The organism is Aquincola tertiaricarbonis (genome assembly GCF_000969605.1).
Classification (GTDB): domain Bacteria; phylum Pseudomonadota; class Gammaproteobacteria; order Burkholderiales; family Burkholderiaceae_C; genus Aquincola; species Aquincola tertiaricarbonis.
Map to the genome: position 1 here is coordinate 207,858 of NZ_JZUE01000003.1, position 15,594 is coordinate 223,451.

The following is a 15,594-nucleotide window of genomic DNA, read 5'->3' on the forward strand; positions in this document are numbered from 1 at the left end:
CTTAAGGGGGTATAGCTCAGCTGGGAGAGCGCTTGCATGGCATGCAAGAGGTCAGCGGTTCGATCCCGCTTACCTCCACCAAGTAAGCGTGTTCAAGAGGTACGAAGAATCAGTCCCCTTCGTCTAGAGGCCTAGGACACCACCCTTTCACGGTGATTACAGGGGTTCGAATCCCCTAGGGGACGCCAAGTTCGTAGCACTTGCGCAGCGATGCGGAAGCTACATGGAGTGGTAGTTCAGTTGGTTAGAATACCGGCCTGTCACGCCGGGGGTCGCGGGTTCGAGCCCCGTCCACTCCGCCAACAACGCATCGAGGTCAGCTTCGCAAGGAGCTGACCTTTTTTGCTTTGGTGGTCTCATTCATTCAGAGCGACCTCCGCCTTGATGAGCGGCGCGGTGACCATCGCCCCAGGCTTTGACGACTCGACGGAGGGAGGTCGTCGTGACCCACTGGTCCACTGCAGCAGTCGGCGTTTGTGCCTGATGCAGGTCGCGTTGACGGTGCTTGGCATCGGCCCGGGTTGCGGTATGCGATGCCGAAGACTTCGAGTGTCGTCCGGCGGCCCCGCTTCCTACCACTTCCAGCACGCACGGCAGGCAGTGGAGCGATGGTGCGGACCGCCGCTGCTGTCGGTCGCGATCGTGCGACCCGGTGATGCGCAAAAACGGCGCGCTGGCGTCGTCGGAGGTGCTGGCCGCGGCTGAGCAGATGTTCGCCAAGCCAGCGCAGGACGCGGGACCTGGCGTCGCTCGTTGACCTGGCGAGCTGGAGCGCGCACCGCGCACCGCGCACCGCGCACCGGCGCGCCGGGCGCTTCAGCGCCGCGCCACGCTTGGTTTCGCCGCAACCGGCAGCTTGAGCACACCGGTGGCCAGGCTGGTGCCCAGCAGGATGACCGCGCAGCCGATCACCATCGCGCCGGTGATCGGCTCGCCGAGGAAGAGCGCGCCCCACAGCACCGCGAAAGCCGGGATCATGAAGGTCACGGTGATGGCGTTGGCCGGGCCGACGTTGGCGATGAGCCTGAAGAACAGCACGTAGGCCACGCCGGTGCACAGCAGCGCCAGCATCGCGGCAGCGGCCCAGTCGGCGGGCGCGGGCATCCGCTCGGGCCAGAAGAAGAAGGCCGGCACGGCCAGCACCAGCGTGGCGCTCAGCTGGCTTCCGGCGGCCACCGCCATCGGCGGTACGCCGGTGAGCCATCGCTTGGTGAAGCTGGCCGACAGGCCGTAGAAGAAGGCCGCCAGCATGCAGGCTGCGATGGCCGAGGCCGCGCTCACGCCATGATCGCCGGGCTTGAAGCTGGCCTTGTCCCAGGCCAGCCAGGCGACGCCGGCAAAGCCGATCACCAGGCCCAGCACACGCGAGGCAGACAGCCTGTCCTTCAGCCACAGCCATGCGATGACCGCGCCCCACAGCGGCGTGGTGGCGTTGAAGATGGACGACAGGCCGGCATTGATGGCCAGCGCCGCGTAGCTGAACAGCAGGAAGGGCAGGGCGCTGTTCATCACGCCCACCACCAGCAGCGGCTTCCAGTGGGCGCGCAGCGCCGGCACCTCGCGCCGCCACACCAGCAGCGGCACCAGGAAGCAGGCGGCGCCGGTCACGCGCACGGCGGCCAAGGCCACCGGGCCGAAGGCCGCCGCGCCCATGCGCATGAACAGGAAGGCCGCGCCCCACAGTGCGGCCAGCATCACCAGGTCGATCCCGTCGCGGGCCTTCATGCCACCACCGCCACGCCTTCGAGCTGCAGCAGCGCCCGCTTGCGCGGCAGCCCGCCGGCATAACCGGTCAGCCCGCCGGCACGGCCGATCACGCGGTGGCAGGGCACGATGACGCTCACCGGGTTGCGGCCGATGGCGGCGCCCGCGGCCCGCACCGCGGCCGGGGCCCCGGCGCGCGCTGCGATCTCGGCATAGGTGGCGGTGCGGCCCGGCGTGATCTGCAGCAGCGCCTGCCACACCGCGCGCTGGAAGGGCGTGCCCAGCAGGTCCAGCGGCACGCTGAACGGACCCAGCGCGGCGGCGGACCAGTAGCGCTGCAGCTCCTCGCGCGCCTGGGCAATGAAGGGATGCGCGTCGTCGGTGGGGGCGTCGATCGTGCCCGGATGGTGGGCCTGGTCGTCGAACCAGAGCCCGGCCAGGCCATGGTCGGTGGCGGCCACGGTGAGACGCCCCAGCGGCGTGTCGAGGCGTGATTGCGCGGTGATCAAGGGAAGCTTGGCGTGAGTCATGTGGGTTCTCCAGCAGCGTGCGGCATGCCCTGCCACAAGCGGATGACGGCGTAGCCGCGCCAGGGCCGCCAGGCTTCGGCCTGCGCCAGCACGGCCGCCACGTCGCGGGTGCCCAGGGCGTTGAGCAGGCCGATGTCGGTGGAAGGAAAGGCGTCGGGCCAGGCCAGCGCACGCATCGCGATGAGCTGCGCCGTCCAGTCGCCGATGCCGGGCAGGGCGCGCAGTGCGTCCAGCGTGGCGGCGAGCGGCGCGCCGCGGTGCAGCTGGATGCGCCCGGCATGCACTTCGGCCGCCAGCGCCTGCAACGCCCGCACCCGCTGGCGCACGATGCCCAGCTTGCCCAGCGTCTCGGGGTCGGCCTCGGCAATGGCCTGGGCGGTAGGCGCCAGGCGCGTGAGGTCGGCAAACGGCGTGTCGATCGGCTCGCCGTACCGCTCGGTCAAGCGGCGGGTCAGGGTGCGCGCCGCGGCCACGGTGACCTGCTGGCCCAGCACCACGCGCATCGCGGTCTCGAAGCCGTCGAAGCTGCCGACGAGGCGGATGCCCGGCACCGGCGGCATCGGCAGCAGCGCCATCACCGGGTCGATCAGCGACGGGTCGGCGTCGGTGTCCATCGCCTGCCGCACCCGCTGCAGCACGGCGCCGGCCACCGGCATCAGCGCCGGGGCCAGCGTGAGCTGCAATTCATGCCGGTCGGGCACGAAGCGCAGGCTGATCCAGCCGGTCGCCATGGCCGGCGCGCCGTCGGCCGGTGTGCCGCGCTGCATGGCCAGCGTACGGCGCAGCGTCAGCGTCGGCAGGTCCACCGCCTCGACGCCGGGCACCGCGCGCTGGGCGAAGAAGCGCAGCACGCCGTCGACGTCATAGGGCGGCCGATAGGCCAGGCGCAGCACCGGCGCGGCGGCCGCGTCGGGCGGCGCATCGCCCGACCGCTCGCGGCGCAGCGCGCTGGGGCTCAGCCGGTAGCGCTCGGCAAAGGCCGCGTTGAAGCGGCGCACGCTGGCATAGCCGCTGGCCAGGGCCACCTGCGTCACCGGCAGCGGCGTGTCGGTCAGCAGCTGCTTGGCGAGCAGCAGGCGCTGCGTGGTGATGAAGTCCATCGGCGCCACGCCATGCGCCTCCTGGAAGATGCGGCGCAGGTGGCGGTCGGTCACGCCCAGCCGGGCGGCCACCTCGGGCAGCGCCACGGGGCGGCCCTCGGCCACGGCCTGGCTCAGCATCTGCGCGGCATGGCGCGCCAGCACCTGCGAGCTGTCGGTGAGCGACAGCCCCGGCGCCAGCTCGGGGCGGCAGCGCAGGCAGGGGCGGAAGCCCGCCTGCTCGGCGGCCGCCGCATGGTGGAAGAAGCGGCAGTTGCGCTGCTGCGGCAGCCGCACGCGACATACCGGCCGGCAGTAGATGCCGGTGGAGGTCACGCCGACGAAGAAGCGGCCGTCGAAGCGGGGGTCACGGGCCGCCAGGGCGGCATAACGCGCGTCGTCCGGCGTGCCGGCGGCCACGGTGGCGGGGGTCGGTCCGGCGATGACGGCTGCGCTGTCCATGGCGGCCATTGTGGCCGTCGGCCGTGAGCGCACTCGCCGGATTCGGACCTGTGCCTGCCGGGGCTTTGGGTGGGGCGGCGTCGCCCCGGGGTTTCCACGGAGCCTGCCTACAATCGTTCGCAGGAGGAAATGAATGAAAGTTGCAGCTTCGGCCTTCAAGGCCTACGACATCCGCGGCATCGTCGGGCAAACCATCGACGAGGCCTTTGCCGAGCACCTGGGCAAGGCGTTCGGCACCGAGGCGGTTGCCGCCGGTGAGAAGGCCGTGGCCGTGGGCCGTGACGGCCGCGTGTCCGGGCCCGGCCTGGCCGCCGCGCTGATCCGAGGGCTGGCCTCCACCGGGCTGGACGTCGTGGACCTGGGCGCCGTCACCACGCCAATGCTCTATTACGTGGCCGCCACCCGCGGCCGGCACGGCTGCAACAGCGGCATCCAGGTCACGGGCAGCCACAACCCCAAGGACTACAACGGCTTCAAGATGGTGCTGTCGGGCCGCGCCATCTATGGCGACGAGATCCAGGGCTTGCGCCGCCGGATGGAGGCCGAGGACTACACCGTGGGCAAGGGCCGCTCGGCGCCGATGGACATCGTGCCCGAGTACATCGCCCGCATCGTCGGTGACTGCAAGCTGGCGCGGCCGCTGAAGGTGGTGGTCGATTCCGGCAACGGCATTCCCGGTGCCTCCGCACCGCAGCTGCTGCAGGCGCTGGGCTGCGAGGTGATCGCGCTGTACAGCCGGGTGGACGGCGACTTCCCCAACCACCATCCCGACCCCTCCAAGCCCGAGAACCTGCAGGACCTGATCCGCACCGTGCATGCCACCGAGGCCGACCTCGGCCTGGCCTTCGACGGCGACGGCGACCGCCTGGGCGTGGTGACGAAGGACGGCCAGATCATCTACCCCGACCGCCAGCTGATGCTGTTCGCGCAGGACATCCTCACCCGCGTGAAGGGCGGCACCATCATCTTCGACGTCAAGTGCACGCAGCGCCTGGCGCCGGCCATCAAGGCCGCCGGCGGCGTGCCGCTGATGTGGAAGACCGGCCATTCGCTGGTCAAGGCCAAGATGAAGGAAGTCAACGCGCCGATCGCCGGCGAGATGAGCGGCCATGTGTTCTTCGGCGAGCGCTGGTACGGCTTCGACGACGCCTCCTACACCGCCGCGCGGCTGCTGGAGATCCTCAGCCGCCACGACGACCCGAGCGCGGTGCTCAACGGCCTGCCCACCAGCTTCAGCACGCCCGAGCTGAACGTGGCCTGCGCCGAAGGCGAGCCGCGCGAGGTGATCGACAAGCTGCTGGCCGACGCCGACTTTCCTGGCGGCGAGATCGTCACCACCGACGGCCTGCGGGTGGACTATGCCGACGGCTTCGGCCTGATCCGCGCCAGCAACACCACGCCGGTGCTGGTGCTGCGCTTCGAAGGCCACACCGACGAGGCGCTGCACCGCATCCAGGACGACTTCATGAAGCGCCTGAAGGTGGTGAAGCCCGATGCCGAAGTGGCCACCGCGGCCCACTGACCCGCCGATGCGCGCCGCCCGCTGCTGATGACCCCCCGGCTCGCGCGCTTCCTGTACAGCGCGCTGCTGATCGCGCTCACGCCGCTGTACCTGCTGCGCCTGTGGTGGCGCGGCCGGGCGGAGCCGGCCTACCGCCGCCGGGTGCGCGAGCGGCTGGGCTTCTACCGCACGCGGCGGCGGGCCATCAAGGGCCGGGTGATCTGGCTGCATGCGGTGTCGCTGGGCGAGACGCGGGCGGCCGAGCCGCTGGTCAAGGCCTTGCGGGCGCACATGCCGGGGCTGCGGCTGGTGCTGACCTGCAGCACCGCCACCGGGCTGGAAGCCGGCCGTGCGCTGCTGCAGGAAGACGACATCCAGGCCTGGCTGCCCTATGACACGCCGGGCGCGGCGCGCCGCTTCCTGCACCGCTACAAGCCGCTGGCGGGCGTGCTGATGGAAACCGAGATCTGGCCCAACCTGCTGCATGCGGCCGAGCAGGCGCGGGTGCCGGTGGTGCTGGCCAATGCACGCCTGTCGGAGCGCAGCCAACGCAAGGGCCAGCGCATGGCCGCGTTGCTGCATCCGGCGGTGCGCAGCCTGAGCTGGGTGCTGGCGCAGACCGCTGCCGATGCGCAGCGCCTGCATGCGGCCGGCGCCACGCAGGTGGAGGTCTGCGGCAACCTGAAGTACGACATCGAGCCACCGCCCAAGCTGCTGGCGCGCGGCCTGCAATGGCGTGCCTCGCTGAACGATCCGCCGCGCGCGGTGGTGCTGGCCGCCAGCACCCGCGAAGGCGAGGAACAGCCGCTGCTGTCGGCCTGGCGGGCGCTGCCGGCGCCGCGGCCGCTGCTGCTGATCGTGCCGCGCCATCCGCAGCGCTTCAACGAGGTGGCGCTGCTGGTGGACAACAGCGGCTTCACGCTGGCGCGGCGCAGCGCCTGGGGCGACGCCCCGCCGCCCGAGGCCGCCCGCGCCGACATCTGGCTGGGCGATTCGATGGGCGAGATGCCGCTGTACTACGCGCTGGCCGACGTGGCCTTGCTGGGCGGCAGCTTCGCGCCGCTGGGCGGGCAGAACCTGATCGAGGCCGCGGCCTGCGGCTGCCCGGTGGTGATGGGCCCGCACACCTTCAATTTCGACGATGCGGCGGAGCTGTCGCTGAAGGCCGGCGCCTCGGTGCGTGTGGCCGACATGGTCGACGGCGTGCGCCGCGCGGCCGCGCTGGCGGTGGACCCGCAGCGCAACACCTGGGTGCAGAACGCCTTCAGCTTCTCGGCCGCCCACCGCGGGGCCACCGAGCGCATGGCGCGGCGCATCGTCGAGGTGGTGATCCGCGGGCGGCCGTCCGACCGCCCGCGCTGACTAGCGCAGCGCCTCGGGCAGCGCCGCCAGCGGCGCGGGGTCGTAGTCGCCCGCCAGGGCGCGCCACACGCGCTCCGAGGTCACCGGCATCTGGATGCGCTCGGCCGCGGCGCCCTGGCCGGCATGGTCCAAGGCGTCGATCACCGCATTGACCACCGCCGGCGTGGCGCCGATGGTCCCCAGCTCGCCCACGCCCTTCACGCCCAGCGGATTGGTCAGGCAGGGGATGGAGGTGTCGAACTGCGTCTTGAAGCCGACGAAGCCGTCGGCATGCGGCATCGCATAGTCCAGGAAGCTGGCGGTGAGCAGCTGGCCACTGTCGCCGTCGTACACCACCTGCTCCAGCAGCGCCTGGCCGATGCCCTGCACCGCGCCGCCTTCGATCTGGCCGCGCACGATGGCCGGGCTCACCACGCGGCCGATGTCGTTGACCGAGGCGTAGGCCACGATGGCCAGCTGCCCGGTGGCCGGGTCGATCTCCACCTCGCAGATGTGGCAGCCGTTGGGCCAGCTGGGGGCGCTTACCGCGTTGGTCACGTCCACCGTGATGCGCTGCGTGGGCTGGCGGCCGGCCAGCTCGAACAGGCCAATGCCCAGGTCGGTGCCGGCCACGGTGAGGCGGCCCTGGCGGTATTCGATGTCGGCGGCCGGAGCTTCCAGCGCTTCGGACGCGAGCTGCCGGGCGGTGTCCACCGTGCGCTCGGAAGCCACCTGCACCGCCGAGCCACCGGTGAACAGCGAGCGCGAGCCCGCGCTGCCGAAGCCGTTGGCGCGGTCGGTGTCGCCCTGCAGCACACGGATGCGCTCGATCGGCACGCCGAACACGTCCACCGCCAGCTGCGCATAGCTGGTGGCGATGCCCTGGCCCATGGCCTGCGTGGCCGAGGTCAGCTCGATGAAACCGTCGGCCGTCACGTCCACCACCACGCGTTCCTCCAGCGCGTTGCCGCCGGTCCATTCCAGGAAGGTGGCGATGCCGCGGCCGCGCAGCCTGCCGCGGGCCTCGCTCCCGGCACGCCGCGCGGCGAAGCCGCCCCAGTCGGCCAGCGCCAGGCCCTGGTCGAGGATGCGGCCGAACTGGCCGCTGTCGTAGGTCTGGCCCATCGGGTTGCGGTAGGGCATCTGCTCGGGGCGGATCATGTTGCGCCGGCGCAGCTCGGCCGGGTCCATGCCCAGCTTGCGGGCAGCGGCGTCCATCAGCCGCTCGGTCGCGTAGATGGCCTCGGGCCGGCCGGCGCCGCGGTAGGCGCCGGTGGGCGCGCAGTTCGTCAGCACGCCGGAAAAGCGCAGGTCGATGGTCTGCAGGTCGTAGATGCTGGTGGACACCCAGGGCCCGATCAGCAGCTGGATGGCCAGCCCCGCGGCGGTGGCATAGGCGCCCACGTTGGCGAGCGAGCGCACCCGCAGCGCCAAGGCCCGACCATCGGCGTCCAGCGCCATCTCGGCATGGGTGACCACGTCACGGCCGTGGGTGGAGGCGAGAAATTCCTCGATGCGCTCGGCCCGCCAGCTCACCGGCCGCTGCAGCTGCAGCGCGGCATGGGCCACGGCCACGTCTTCGGGGTACAGGCCGGTCTTCATGCCGAAGCCGCCGCCCACGTCATCCACCTTCACCCGCACGTTCTCCGGCGTGCGGCCGGGGATCAGGCCCGCGATGCCGTTGCGCACGCCGGTGGGCATCTGGCTGCTCAGGCGCACCGTCAGCCGGCCGCTGGCCACGTCCAGCTCGGCCTGGGTGCAGCGCGGCTCCATCGGGCTGGCGGCCAGGCGCTGGTTGCGGATGTCGACCGACACCACATGGGCCGCGGCGGCAAAGGCGGCTTCGGTGGCGGCGGCGTCGCCATGGCGCATCTCGGCGGCGATGTTGTCGGGCGCGGCCTCGCACAGCACCGGCGCGCCGGGTGTCACCGCCTGCACCGCGTCGGTGACGGCGGGCAGTTCCTCGTAGTCGATCCACAGGGCGGCGGCGGCTTCGCGCGCGGCCTCGCGGCTCTCGGCCACCACGGCGGCCACCGCTTCGCCGACGAAGCGCACCACCTCGTGCGCCAGCGCCCGCCGCGGCGCGGTGGCGCCGGGGCTGCCATCGGGCCGCTTGAAGCCGCCGCCGGGCAACGGTTTCACGCCCGCAGCCACGAGGTCGGCGCCGGTGTACACCGCCAGCACGCCGGGCAGCGCCAGCGCGCTGTCCACGTCGATGGACAGGATGCGGGCATGCGCGTAGGTGGAGCGGGCGAAGGCCAGGTGCACCTGGCCTTGCGGCGCCACGTCGTCGGTGAAGCGGCCGCGGCCGGTGACCAGCGCCGGGTCCTCGATGCGGCGCACCGTGTGGCCGCTGCCGTAGCGGCCCGATTCCAGCGCGGTGCTCATCGGGCCGCTCCTTCGGCCATCGTGCGCGCGGCGGTCTGCACCGATTCGACGATGTTCACGTAGCCGGTGCAGCGGCACAGGTTGCCTTCCAGCGCATGGGCGATGCGTTCGGCATCGGGCTGCGGCTCCTGCTGGAGCAGGCACACCGCCGTCATCACCATGCCGGGGGTGCAGAAGCCGCATTGCAGGCCGTGGCAGGCGACGAAGGCGTCCTGCACCGGGTGCAGCGGGCCGCCTTCGGGCGACAGGCCTTCGATGGTGGTGACGCCGCAGCCCTCGGCCTGCAGCGCCAGCATGGTGCAGCTCTTGACCGCCTCGCCATCCAGCAGCACGGTGCAGGCGCCGCACTGGCTGGTGTCGCAGCCGATATGGGTGCCGGTCAGGCCCAGCGGGCCGCGCAGCAGGTCCACGAGCAGGGTGTGGGGTTCAACCTCGACCGACACGGGCCGGCCGTTGACGCTGAGTTGCAGCTGGGGCATGGGGTTCCTTCCGGACGGGGAACCCCATGCTAAGCGCTGCCGCCGGGGTGGCGGCGGCCAGGGTCAGGGCGTCAGCAGGCTGTTGATGGCGAGCAGGTCCTCGCCGCGCAGCTGGCCGGCGGCCTGGCGAAGCCGCAGCGTGCCCAGCAGCACGTTGTAGCGGGCGAAGGCCAGGTCGCGCTGGGTGGTGAACAGCTGCGTCTGCGCATTCAGCACGTCCAGGTTCACCCGCACGCCCACGCGGTAGCCCAGCTGCGTGGCTTCCAGCGCCAGCTTGCTGGAGGCTTCGGCGGCCTCCAGCGCACGCACCTGCGCCAGGCCCGACTGCACCTGGAAGTAGGCCGTGCGGGTGGCCGTGGCCACGTTGCGGCGGGCGGCGTCCAGCTCGTTGCGGGCGCGCTCTTCCAGCGCCAGCGTTTCCTTCACGCGGTTCTGGATGGCGAAGCCGGCGAACAGCGGCAGGTTCATCTCCACACCCACGCTGGCCGGCACGCTGTTGCCCGCCAGCTCGGCGGCATTGCCGCGCTGGCGCTGGCCGCCCAGCTGGGCGGTGAGCTCCACCGTCGGCAGGTGGCCGGCGCGGGCCTTCTCGGTTTCCAGGCGGGCGGTTTCCAGGCCGGCCAGCGCAAGGCGGATGCCAGGGTGGTTGTCCCATGCGCTGGTGACCCAGGCCTCGGCATCGGCCGGTTCCAGCGAGGGCAGCATCACCGGCTGGCGCAGCGGGTTGGGTTGCACATTGGCGCGGCCCACCAGCTGGTCGAGCACCACGCGGCGGGTGCGCAGGTCGTTGTCGGCGGCCAGTTCCTGGGCGGTGGCCAGGTCGAAGCGCGCCTGCGCCTCACGCGTGTCGGTGATGGTGGCGGTGCCGACCTCGAAGTTGCGCTTGGCCGAGGCCAGCTGCTCGCTGATGGCCTTCCTGTTGGCCTGCGCGGTGCCCAGGGTGTCCTGCGCGGCCAGCACGTCGAAGTACGCCTGGGCCACCCGCACCACCAGGTCCTGCTCGGCGGTTTCCAGCTCGGCGCCGCTGGCGTCCAGCAGTACCCGGGCCTGGGCGATGGTGGCGCTGTCGGCGCGGTTGTACAGCGTCTGGCGGCCGCTCAGTCCCACCACCGTGGTGCGCGACTTCAGGTCGAGGTCGCGGGTGCGCCAGTCGGTGCGGGCATTGGTGTGGCTGGCGCCCACGCCGATGCTCGGCAGCCGCAGGGCGTCGGCCTGGGCGGCGCGGAACTGGTTGCTGTCGGCCAGCGAGCGGGCGGCCAGGTAGGTGGCGTCGTAAGGGCGCGCGGCGTTGTACAGCTCGACCAGCGATTCCGCTTGCGCCGCCGTGGCACCAAGCGCCAGCGCGGCCACCTGCATGAGCTGGGACAGGCGCAGGCGCGGGAAGGGGATGTGCATGGAGCTCCTCTCTGGGAAGACGTTTGTTATCGACGACAACCGGCCGCGCTGAACGCCGGGTGCGCGATTGCACCCGAGGCTCCTGCGGCTGGCATCCGCCATGCGACAACCTGCACGTCGCTGGCCATGAACGGCGGGCAGCTGGATCAGAAGGTGAAGCGGGTGGGCTCGCCGAAGCCGGACAGCCGCGGCGCCACGGTGTCGAACAGCTCCTCGCGCTGGAAGGCGCCGGCGCCGTTGCGGGTGACCAGCACCGCCCGCATCACCGGCTGCTGGCCGACGATGGCCACCAGGCGGCCGCCTTCCTTCAGCTGGTCCAGCAGCACCTGTGGCACCTCGGCCACCGAGCCCGAGAGCACGATCACGTCGAACGGTGCCTCGGAAGGCAGGCCCTTGGCGCCATCGGCTTCCACCACCTTGGCATTCACCACGCCGGCGCGGCGCAGGTTCTCGCGCGCCAGCGCGGCCAGCGCCGGCTCGATCTCCAGCGTGGTCACGCGCTGGGCGCGGCTGGCCAGCAGTGCCGCCATGTAGCCCGAGCCGGCGCCGACTTCCAGCACGCGGTCGTCGCGGGTGACTTCCAGCTCCTGCAGCAGCCGGGCCTCGATCTTGGGCTCCAGCATGCTCTGGCCGGCGGGCAGCGGCACCTGGGTATCGATGAAGGCCAGCGCGCGGTGGGCTTCGGGCACGAACGCCTCGCGCTTGACCTGCGTGAGCAAGGTCAGCACGTCCTGGTCGAGTACGTCCCAGGGGCGGATCTGCTGCTCGATCATGTTGAAGCGGGCTAGTTCGATGTTCATGGCGTTGTGCGCGAAGGTCGGCGTAAGGGCGGTGGAACGGAGGGACGGAAGGCCCGGGAGTTTATTTCGGCGGCGCCGTCGCCAGCCTGACGGAGCGCAGCACCAGGTCGATGTGCTGCTCGATGAAGCGAAGCGGGTCGAGCGACATCGACGACTGCACCATGCAGGCGCCCACCGCATGCTTGTGCAGGCACAGCATCACCATGGGCAGGATGACCGAGTGCGTCACGCTCTCGACGTCCATCGGCCGCAGCTGGCCGCGGCGCACGCCCTGCTCGAACATCTGGCCGATCAGGCGCGAGCCGGGCTCGATCACCTCGCTGACATAAAAAGCCGCCACGTCGGGGAAGTTGCGCGCCTCGGTGACGATCAGCTTGAACACGCCGCAGGCCGGGCTCTGGTACACGCGCTGCCACCACTGCGCCAGCACGCCGAACAGCACCTCCGGATCGGCCTCGGCATGGCGCGCCACCTCGGCCGCGCCGGCCCGCACCTCCTCGCCCAGGTAGTGGCGGATCACCGCCTTCAGCAGCTCTTCCTTGCTCGGGTAATAGAGGTAGAGCGTGCCCTTGGACACGCCGGCCCGGGCCGCCACTTCCTCCGACCTGCTGTTGGCGAAGCCCTTCTCCACGAACACCTCCAGCGCCGCGGCCAGCAACTCGTGCGGCCGGGCTTCCTTGCGACGCTGGCGCGTGGCGCGCTGGGGCTCGTGGGCGGGGGAGGACATCCAGGGCGGTTGTTACTGACTGGTCAGTCATTAATGTAGCCCCCTGAACAGGGAGGGTCAACCGCGGCAGGGCGGCTTGGTTAAGCTGCCCGCCATGCACAGAAGAACCTCCTTGCGCGCGGTGGCGGCACTCATGGCCGCTGGCGCGCTGGCCGGGCTGGCGGGCTGCGGCACGCTGGGCCTGCCCGACCGCATCGTCATCACCGAGGCCCAGCTGCAGGAACGGCTGGTGTCGGACTTTCCGCAGCAGCGGCGGGTGCTGTCGCTGGTGGACCTCACCCTCCAGCAGCCGGTGCTGCGCCTGCAGCCGGCGCAAAACCGCGTGGCGGTGCAGTGGCCGCTGCAGGCCACCGAGCGCCTGACCCGCAAGGCCGCCGCCGGCCTGCTGGATGCCGACAGCATGCTGCGCTTCGATGCCGGCGACATGACGCTGCGGCTGGCGCAGGTGCGGGTGGCCTCGCTGCAGCTGGCCGATGCCGGCGGGCCGTGGCCGCAGCCGGTGCAGCAGGCCGCCGCGGTGGTGGCCGAACAATTGCTTGAAGGCCAGGTGGTGTGGCGTGCCTCCACACGCCAGGCCGAGCGGCTGCGCCAGGCCGGCGTGCAGCAGGTCGACGTGCGCATCACCGAGGCCGGCATCGAGCTGGCGCTGGGCAGCACGCCCCGCTGACGGCGGGCGGCGCCGCGCGGCGCGTGCCTCCGGACCGTCATCACCCCGCCGGTATCATCGCCGGCTCTTTTTTGACCAACGCCCTGGGCGGGAGGCTTCTACGTGGATGTGATGTTGCTGGTGAAGGCTGCGGTGATGGGCCTGGTGGAAGGCTTCACCGAATTCCTGCCAATCTCGTCGACCGGCCATCTGATCCTCGCCGCCTCGCTGCTCGACTTCACTGGCAACGGTGCCAAGGTCTTCGAGATCGCCATCCAGACCGGCGCGATGTTCGCGGTGATCTGGGAATACCGGCAGCGCCTCGGCCGCACCGTGGCCGGCATCACGCACGACCCCGTCGCGCAGCGCTTTGCGCGCAACGTGATCATCGCCTTCATCCCGGCCGTGGTGCTGGGCCTGGCGCTGGGCAGCGCCATCAAGGCGCGGCTGTTCCATCCGGTGCCGGTGGCCATGGCCTTCATCGTCGGCGGCCTGATCATCCTGTGGGTGGAGCGGCGCCATCGCCGGCAGTTCGGCGAGCGCGACCTGGAAGGCGGCCGGCTCGCACGGGTGGAAACGGTGGACGACATGACGGCCCTGGACGCGCTGAAGGTGGGCCTGATCCAGTGCCTGGCGCTGATTCCCGGCACCAGCCGCTCGGGCTCCACCATCATCGGCGCGATGCTGTTCGGCTTCTCGCGCAAGGCCGCGGCCGAGTTCAGCTTCTTCCTGGGCATCCCCACGCTGATGGGCGCCGGCGCCTACTCGGTGTGGAAGGAGCGTGCGGCGCTGAGCATGGCCGACGCACCGATGTTCGCCGTGGGCCTGGCCTTCGCCTTCATCAGCGCGCTGATCTGCATCCGCTGGCTGATCCGCTATGTGTCCAGCCACGACTTCACCGTCTTCGCCTGGTACCGCATCGTGTTCGGCGCCATCGTGCTGCTCACGGCCTACACCGGCTGGGTGGAGTGGTCGGCCTGACGGTCGGGGCCCGCGTCGGCCGCATCACTGTGATGCGGACATTTCATGCCTGAGCCCGCGCGGCGGCCCGCCTGCCGCCGCTAGCATGCTTCCTCACAGGAGAGGAACGCCATGCTCACGCTCATCATCGGCAACAAGAACTATTCGTCGTGGTCCATGCGGCCCTGGGTGCTGCTCAAGCACTTCGGCATCCCGTTCACCGAGCGGAAGCTGCGCTTCAGCCAGGACCCGGCCGCCGCCTTCCACACCGAGCTGGCGCCCATCACGCCGGTGGGCCTGGTGCCGGTGCTGCTGGACGAGGGCTTCGCGGTGTGGGACACGCTCGCCATCGTGGAATACGTGGCCGAGCTGTTTCCGCAGCATGCGGTGTGGCCGCGTGAGCGGCAGGCCCGCGCCCGCGCGCGCAGCCTGGTGGCGGAGATGCACTCGGGCTTCGGCGCGCTGCGCCAGCACATGCCGCAGAACATCGAGGCCTCGCTGCCCTCGGTCGGCAAGCGCATCCTGGCCGAGCAGCCCGACGTGCGGCGCAACCTCGACCGCATCGTCGGCATGTGGACCGCGGCGCTGAACGACAGCGGCGGGCCTTTCCTGTTCGGCGAGTTCAGCGCGGCCGATGCCTTCTATGCACCCCTGGCCGGCCGCCTCATCACCTATGGCGTGCCGCTGCCGGCGGAGCTGACCGCCTACGTGGACCGGCTGTGGGCCTCGCCCGGCGTGGCCGCCTGGGTGGCCGACGCGAAGCAGGAAAAGGACTTCATCGACTTCGAGGAGCCCTATCGCAAGTCCGCTTCGGACGCAGGCTGAAGGGCCGGCGGCTTCAGGCCGCCGCCACGCGGGTGAACACCAGGTCCCACACGCCGTGGCCCAGGTTCAGGCCGCGCTGCTCGAACTTGGTCAGCGGCCGGTAGTCGGGCCGCGGCGCGTAGCCTTCTGCGGTGTTGCGCAGCTGCGGCTCGGCGCCCAGCACCTCCAGCATCTGCACCGCGTAGTCCTGCCAGTCGGTGGCGCAATGCAGGTAACCGCCCGGCGCGATGTGCTGGACCAGCCGGGCCACGAAGGCCGGCTGCAGCAGCCGGCGCTTGTGGTGCTTCTTCTTGTGCCAGGGGTCGGGAAAGAAGATGTGCACGCCGGCCAGCGAGCCGGGCGGGATCATGTCGCGCAGCACCTCCACCGCATCGTGCTGCACCAGCCGCAGGTTGGTCAGGTCTTCCTCGCCGATGCGCTTGAGCAGCGCGCCCACGCCGGGCTCGTGCACTTCCACGCCGATGAAGTCGGTGTCGGGCCGCGCCGCGGCGATCTGCGCGGTGGCGCCGCCCATGCCGAAGCCGATCTCCAGCACCACCGGCGCGCTGCGGCCGAAGGCGGCCGCGTAGTCCAGCGGCGCGGGCTGGTAGGGCAGCAGGAACCGGGGGCCCAGTTCGGCCAGCGCCCGTTGCTGGCCCGTGCCCATGCGCCCGGCGCGCAGCACGAAGCTGCGGATGGGTCGGCGGGGGCGTTGGTCGTCGGTCATGGCGTGCGGCGGGGCAGGTGCAAAGGGGCGGCATTGTCGCCGAGCGGGCCG

At 71.3% G+C, this 15,594-nt stretch carries 14 protein-coding genes and 3 tRNA genes; 8 read left to right on the forward strand and 9 right to left on the reverse strand.

Translation table 11 applies throughout. The features are described 5' to 3' along the window. Positions 1-5: 5 nt before the first annotated feature. From VO99_RS05090 to VO99_RS05100, 3 genes are all read left to right on the forward strand, one after another. Positions 6-81: transfer RNA gene (locus VO99_RS05090), tRNA-Ala, on the forward strand. Between the two features lie 31 nt (positions 82-112). Beyond that, positions 113-188: transfer RNA gene (locus VO99_RS05095), tRNA-Glu, on the forward strand. A gap of 37 nt (positions 189-225) precedes the next feature. After that, positions 226-302, forward strand: a tRNA-Asp gene (locus VO99_RS05100). A gap of 514 nt (positions 303-816) precedes the next feature. Here VO99_RS05100 and VO99_RS05105 read toward each other — a convergent pair. Genes VO99_RS05105 through VO99_RS05115 form a run of 3 tightly spaced genes read right to left on the reverse strand, consistent with a single transcriptional unit; the run spans position 817 to position 3,775 of the window. Then, a complete protein-coding gene (locus VO99_RS05105) occupies positions 817-1,725 on the reverse strand; it encodes a DMT family transporter (protein WP_046111724.1) in 909 nt (302 codons plus the stop codon). Next, positions 1,722-2,234 carry a methylated-DNA--[protein]-cysteine S-methyltransferase gene (locus tag VO99_RS05110; protein ID WP_046111725.1) on the reverse strand — a complete coding sequence of 171 codons (513 nt, stop codon included), beginning with the start codon at positions 2,232-2,234 and terminating at the stop codon, positions 1,722-1,724. Before VO99_RS05110 ends, VO99_RS05105 begins: the two co-directional genes overlap by 4 nt. Next, positions 2,231-3,775, reverse strand: coding sequence for an Ada metal-binding domain-containing protein (locus tag VO99_RS05115; protein ID WP_046111867.1), 1,545 nt, complete (start codon positions 3,773-3,775; stop codon positions 2,231-2,233). The genes VO99_RS05110 and VO99_RS05115 overlap by 4 nt, the downstream gene beginning before the upstream one ends. 133 nt (positions 3,776-3,908) lie before the next feature. Between VO99_RS05115 and VO99_RS05120 the strand changes: the two genes are divergently transcribed. Further along, complete coding sequence (locus VO99_RS05120; protein ID WP_046111726.1) at positions 3,909-5,297, forward strand: phosphomannomutase/phosphoglucomutase; 1,389 nt, start codon at positions 3,909-3,911, stop codon at positions 5,295-5,297. A 27-nt stretch (positions 5,298-5,324) separates the two neighbouring features. Then, positions 5,325-6,638 (forward strand): 3-deoxy-D-manno-octulosonic acid transferase, encoded by a 1,314-nt coding sequence (locus VO99_RS05125; protein ID WP_046111727.1) that lies wholly within the window; start codon positions 5,325-5,327, stop codon positions 6,636-6,638. Here VO99_RS05125 and VO99_RS05130 read toward each other — a convergent pair whose 3' ends face one another. The 5 genes from VO99_RS05130 to VO99_RS05150 form a co-directional block, all read right to left on the reverse strand. Further along, positions 6,639-9,005 carry a xanthine dehydrogenase family protein molybdopterin-binding subunit gene (locus VO99_RS05130; protein WP_046111728.1) on the reverse strand — a complete coding sequence of 789 codons (2,367 nt, stop codon included), beginning with the start codon at positions 9,003-9,005 and terminating at the stop codon, positions 6,639-6,641. It lies immediately after the preceding gene. Continuing rightward, entirely contained in the window at positions 9,002-9,484 is a 483-nt protein-coding gene (locus VO99_RS05135) for a (2Fe-2S)-binding protein (RefSeq protein ID WP_046111729.1), read from the reverse strand. The genes VO99_RS05130 and VO99_RS05135 overlap by 4 nt, the downstream gene beginning before the upstream one ends. Positions 9,485-9,547: 63 nt before the next feature. Then, positions 9,548-10,879 carry a TolC family outer membrane protein gene (locus VO99_RS05140; RefSeq protein ID WP_046111730.1) on the reverse strand — a complete coding sequence of 444 codons (1,332 nt, stop codon included), beginning with the start codon at positions 10,877-10,879 and terminating at the stop codon, positions 9,548-9,550. A gap of 146 nt (positions 10,880-11,025) precedes the next feature. Next, complete coding sequence (locus tag VO99_RS05145; RefSeq protein WP_046111731.1) at positions 11,026-11,679, reverse strand: protein-L-isoaspartate O-methyltransferase family protein; 654 nt, start codon at positions 11,677-11,679, stop codon at positions 11,026-11,028. A 61-nt stretch (positions 11,680-11,740) separates the two neighbouring features. Beyond that, positions 11,741-12,406, reverse strand: a complete 666-nt coding sequence (locus VO99_RS05150; RefSeq protein ID WP_046111732.1) for a TetR/AcrR family transcriptional regulator — start codon at positions 12,404-12,406, stop codon at positions 11,741-11,743. 94 nt (positions 12,407-12,500) lie between these two features. Between VO99_RS05150 and VO99_RS05155 the strand changes: the two genes are divergently transcribed. From VO99_RS05155 to VO99_RS05165, 3 genes are all read left to right on the forward strand, one after another. Further along, positions 12,501-13,073 (forward strand): DUF1439 domain-containing protein, encoded by a 573-nt coding sequence (locus tag VO99_RS05155; protein ID WP_083440364.1) that lies wholly within the window; start codon positions 12,501-12,503, stop codon positions 13,071-13,073. Positions 13,074-13,175: 102 nt separating this feature from the next. After that, the gene (locus tag VO99_RS05160) at positions 13,176-14,033 is read left to right on the forward strand and encodes an undecaprenyl-diphosphate phosphatase (RefSeq protein ID WP_046111734.1); all 858 of its coding nucleotides are present in this window, start codon (positions 13,176-13,178) and stop codon (positions 14,031-14,033) included. A gap of 111 nt (positions 14,034-14,144) precedes the next feature. Then, positions 14,145-14,837: a glutathione S-transferase family protein gene (locus VO99_RS05165; RefSeq protein WP_046111735.1), complete on the forward strand. Its 693-nt coding sequence runs from the start codon at positions 14,145-14,147 to the stop codon at positions 14,835-14,837. A gap of 13 nt (positions 14,838-14,850) precedes the next feature. Here VO99_RS05165 and trmB read toward each other — a convergent pair whose 3' ends face one another. Beyond that, positions 14,851-15,543 (reverse strand): tRNA (guanosine(46)-N7)-methyltransferase TrmB, encoded by a 693-nt coding sequence (gene trmB / locus VO99_RS05170; protein WP_046111736.1) that lies wholly within the window; start codon positions 15,541-15,543, stop codon positions 14,851-14,853. Positions 15,544-15,594 lie beyond the last annotated feature (51 nt).

Excerpts from the sequence above, each read along its gene's own strand:
- VO99_RS05120 (WP_046111726.1), top strand. The coding sequence starts at position 3,909 with ATGAAAGTTGCAGCTTCGGCCTTCAAGGCCTACGACATCCGCGGCATC.
- VO99_RS05165 (WP_046111735.1), top strand. The coding sequence starts at position 14,145 with ATGCTCACGCTCATCATCGGCAACAAGAACTATTCGTCGTGGTCCATG.
- VO99_RS05140 (WP_046111730.1), bottom strand. The coding sequence starts at position 10,879 with ATGCACATCCCCTTCCCGCGCCTGCGCCTGTCCCAGCTCATGCAGGTG.
- VO99_RS05150 (WP_046111732.1), bottom strand. The coding sequence starts at position 12,406 with ATGTCCTCCCCCGCCCACGAGCCCCAGCGCGCCACGCGCCAGCGTCGC.
- VO99_RS05115 (WP_046111867.1), bottom strand. The coding sequence starts at position 3,775 with ATGGACAGCGCAGCCGTCATCGCCGGACCGACCCCCGCCACCGTGGCC.
- VO99_RS05125 (WP_046111727.1), top strand. The coding sequence starts at position 5,325 with ATGACCCCCCGGCTCGCGCGCTTCCTGTACAGCGCGCTGCTGATCGCG.
- VO99_RS05145 (WP_046111731.1), bottom strand. The coding sequence starts at position 11,679 with ATGAACATCGAACTAGCCCGCTTCAACATGATCGAGCAGCAGATCCGC.
- VO99_RS05105 (WP_046111724.1), bottom strand. The coding sequence starts at position 1,725 with ATGAAGGCCCGCGACGGGATCGACCTGGTGATGCTGGCCGCACTGTGG.
- VO99_RS05155 (WP_083440364.1), top strand. The coding sequence starts at position 12,501 with ATGCACAGAAGAACCTCCTTGCGCGCGGTGGCGGCACTCATGGCCGCT.
- VO99_RS05130 (WP_046111728.1), bottom strand. The coding sequence starts at position 9,005 with ATGAGCACCGCGCTGGAATCGGGCCGCTACGGCAGCGGCCACACGGTG.
- VO99_RS05110 (WP_046111725.1), bottom strand. The coding sequence starts at position 2,234 with ATGACTCACGCCAAGCTTCCCTTGATCACCGCGCAATCACGCCTCGAC.
- trmB (WP_046111736.1), bottom strand. The coding sequence starts at position 15,543 with ATGACCGACGACCAACGCCCCCGCCGACCCATCCGCAGCTTCGTGCTG.
- VO99_RS05135 (WP_046111729.1), bottom strand. The coding sequence starts at position 9,484 with ATGCCCCAGCTGCAACTCAGCGTCAACGGCCGGCCCGTGTCGGTCGAG.